The sequence below is a fragment of the Stenotrophomonas sp. HMWF003 genome (genome assembly GCF_003061285.1).
Lineage (GTDB): Bacteria > Pseudomonadota > Gammaproteobacteria > Xanthomonadales > Xanthomonadaceae > Stenotrophomonas > Stenotrophomonas maltophilia_AP.
Genome location: NZ_QAIW01000203.1, coordinates 1 through 3122, shown reverse-complemented (window position 1 = coordinate 3122; position 3122 = coordinate 1). Strand labels below are relative to the sequence as shown.

Genomic DNA, 3122 nt, shown 5'->3' with positions numbered 1-3122 from the left:
GGGGCAGCCGACCAACGGTCGGCTCTACCGGGCAAACAGCCGACCAACGGTCGGCTCTACCGGAATGCAAACGGGCCGCGTCATCTCGACGCGGCCCGTTTCGTTTTCCGGTCCTGGGTGTGGCCCGCCGGCGTCAGCCGTAGCGCACGGCCTCCACGTAGGCTCCGCTCGCTTCCACCCGTACCGAACTGCGTCGGCCGGTCTCGGCGTGGTGCAGGCGCGCCAGCGCATCGGCGAAATCGAATGCCTTGGCGCTGTCGTGGAAACGGAACGATTCCAGCTTGTCCGGGTGCAGCACGCGCCACAGGCGGTGCTCCAGTTGCAGGCGGATCAACATGCGGTGCTCTCTCCATGAGTCGGCATATCGGGCAGGACGCGCCGCACGACGGTGCGGTGTGACCTGGGGTCGGATGAAGCCGGGGCTTCCCGCCCCGGACAGTAACCAATCGGAACTGTGATCTGTATCAGATTTTTCTGATTCACCCGTCCAATCAGCGCTACGACCTCAATTCACCTGGAATTCGCCGCGGCAACCGCCATCCACCCATACGCCGGTGCGATCCCAGCCCCAGGTGCGCCCTTCCACGCAGGCCGTGCGCGAGGTCTGCCGCACCAGCCGCGCCTCGCGGCGCACATTGGCCACACAGCGCTGGCGGCGATGGTCATTGGAGTCGCAGGTCAGGATCTGGCCACGCCCGCCATTGTTGTGGCCCCAGCCGCCGCCGCCATTCCAGCGGCCGCCACGGCCGGCTTCGGCGATGAACTCGGCGCGGCAGCCCTGGGTAACCCACACCCCGTCCCGGGCCTGGCCCCAGGTCTGGCCTTCCACGCACGGCGAACCCGAAATCTGCCGGACCAGGCGTGCGCGCCCCTGCAACGGACACTGCTGGGTGCGGCCCTTGATCGATTCGCAGCGCACCGGGCCGCTGTTGTAGCCCTCGTCCCGGTAGCGGTCGTAGTTCTGCGCCTGGGCCGTGGCGCCCAGCGCCAGCATCGCGGGCAGCAGTGCCCACAGCCACGCCTGCTTTCCCTGCTTCATCCCATTGCTCCTCATGCCTGCCTCGAAACTGTGTGTGGTGGTGGCGCACAGGATGTGGCAAACCCAACACGCGCGACATAGGCCGGAAGTCCCCGATTTCATGCCCTATTTAGGTACCCGACGGCCGGCTGACCAGGCCGCGCCAGCGCGGTCACATTGCATCGAACATCTGCAGCACCTGCTCGGCCGAGTCCATGGCCAGCATCGCGTGCGCGCCAGCGGCGGACACCGCTGCACGCGTGAACATCACCTGCTCGTGCGCCGTTACAGCGGCCTGCCAGTCGGCGGCGCACAGCGCGTCGGCGAGGTCGGCGGCATCGCGCAGGGCCAGGTTGGCCCCCTCGCCCGCCGGCGGCATCAGGTGCGCCGCGTCGCCGATCAGGGTGACGGCATCGCAATGCGCCCACCGATGGTCCACCGGCAATGCATGGATCGGCCACGGCCGCACGCTGTCCTGCGCGTCGGCGATCAGCCGGCGCAGGTCCGGGTGCCAGTCCTGGAACTGCAGGAGCAGACTCGCGCGGGTGTGCACGGGCGCCGCTTCGCCGTCGCCCAGCGCCTGCGGCAGCGAGGCGTACACGCGCACGTGGGCGTCCGCATTGCGCTGGGCGAACAAGGTGCAGCCGTTGCCCTTGGCAATCAATGTGCCGCGCCCAACCAGTGCGGCCAGCGCCGGGTGCGCGGTGTCCACCTCCGGCAGGGACAGCTCGTACAGGGTGATGCCGGCGTGCTGGGGGCGCACGTCGGTCAACAGCGGGCGCACCTTCGACCACGCACCGTCGGCGCCCACCACCAGGTCGGCGCGCTCCACCGCGCCGTTGCCGAACGCCAGCTCGACACCGTCCGCCAACCGCCGCGCCTGCGTCAGCGCATGCCCCCAGCGCACGCAACCCTCGGCCAGCGGCGCCAGCAACAGCGCGCGCAGCTGGCCGCGGTCGATCTCCGGGCGGTCGCCGCCCACCCCATCATCGGCCAGCAGCAGCCGCCCCTGCGCGTCGAACAGGCGCATGCCCTGGTCCTCGTAGCGCGCCAGCTGCTGGAAGGCGGCGAACAACCCGGCACTGCGCAGCGCGGCCTGCCCGGTTTCCGCGTGCAGGTCGAGCATGCCGCCCTGGGCGCGGGCGTCGGGCGCGGCGTCGGCTTCATACACCTGCACGGCACGGCCTGCCTGCTGCAACCGGCAGGCCAGCAGCAGCCCGGCGGGGCCGCCACCGACGATGGCAATACGGGGAACACGGGACATGCGGCGCCTCCAGCGGCTTTAACATAGGATCCTATGATTAGTATCATAGGCGCCTATGTCAAGGCTTCGCAGGTGAACGCATGACCCGGTCAGCGCCCGATCCCAGCAACGTTCCCTCGTTCCTGATCAAGCAGGTGTCCCGCGAACTCAGCCGACTGGCCGAAACCCAGCTGCGTCCGCTGGGGCTGGGCATGGCCAGCCTGCCGGTGCTCGAAGCCGTCCGCCAGGGCAAGGCAACCACCCAGGCAGAACTGGCCCGCCTGCTGCGCGTGGAGCAGCCCTCGATGGCACAGACCCTGGCGCGGCTGGAGCGCGACCACCTGATCCAGCGGTCGCCGGATCCACAGCACCCGCGCGCCCAGCGCATCGAACTCACCGCGCTGGCGCTGCAGCGCCTGCCGCAGGCCCGCGAGATCCTCAACGAGGGCAATACGCGCATGCTGGCCGACTTCAGCGTGGACGAAACCATGCGCCTGACCAGCTTTCTGCAACGGCTCAGCGCCAATCTCGACCGCACCGGCTGAGCGCCTGCGGCACGCGCGGGGCCTCAGCCGTAGCGCACCGCGTCGACAAAGGCATCCATCGCCACCACCCGCACCGCGCAGGCCTGGCCGGTCTCGGCGTGGCGTGCACGCGCCAGGGTGTCGGCGAAGTCGAAGGCCACCGCACCGTCATCGAAGCTGACCGGGTCCGGGCGGGTCGGGTGGATCACGTGCCAGCGGTGGTCCTGGCATTGCACCTTGATCATCATGCTGATCGCTCCTGCGGGGGCATCCATGCGGAGTGGCAGTACGGTGCGCCGCATGGGGGCGCTGGCCGCGTGGGGACAGGCAGGTGAGG

5 protein-coding genes are annotated in these 3122 nt (G+C 69.6%); 1 reads left to right on the top strand and 4 read right to left on the bottom strand.

Annotated elements, in window-relative coordinates:
• Window positions 1-133: 133 nt before the first annotated feature.
• From DBR34_RS21720 to DBR34_RS08305, 3 genes are all read right to left on the bottom strand, one after another.
• Entirely contained in the window at window positions 134-337 is a 204-nt protein-coding gene (locus tag DBR34_RS21720; protein ID WP_038687329.1) for a hypothetical protein, read from the bottom strand.
• 168 nt (window positions 338-505) lie between these two features.
• Complete coding sequence (locus tag DBR34_RS08310) at window positions 506-1039, bottom strand: DUF3011 domain-containing protein (RefSeq protein WP_258223756.1); 534 nt, start codon at window positions 1037-1039, stop codon at window positions 506-508.
• A gap of 151 nt (window positions 1040-1190) precedes the next feature.
• The gene (locus tag DBR34_RS08305; protein WP_128096441.1) at window positions 1191-2282 is read right to left on the bottom strand and encodes an NAD(P)/FAD-dependent oxidoreductase; all 1092 of its coding nucleotides are present in this window, start codon (window positions 2280-2282) and stop codon (window positions 1191-1193) included.
• 80 nt (window positions 2283-2362) lie between these two features.
• On the opposite strand from DBR34_RS08305, the gene DBR34_RS08300 reads away from it, so the two are divergent.
• Window positions 2363-2806 carry a MarR family transcriptional regulator gene (locus tag DBR34_RS08300; RefSeq protein WP_128096440.1) on the top strand — a complete coding sequence of 148 codons (444 nt, stop codon included), beginning with the start codon at window positions 2363-2365 and terminating at the stop codon, window positions 2804-2806.
• A gap of 23 nt (window positions 2807-2829) precedes the next feature.
• On the opposite strand, the gene DBR34_RS08295 is transcribed toward DBR34_RS08300, so the two are convergent.
• Window positions 2830-3030 carry a hypothetical protein gene (locus DBR34_RS08295; protein WP_258223755.1) on the bottom strand — a complete coding sequence of 67 codons (201 nt, stop codon included), beginning with the start codon at window positions 3028-3030 and terminating at the stop codon, window positions 2830-2832.
• Window positions 3031-3122 lie beyond the last annotated feature (92 nt).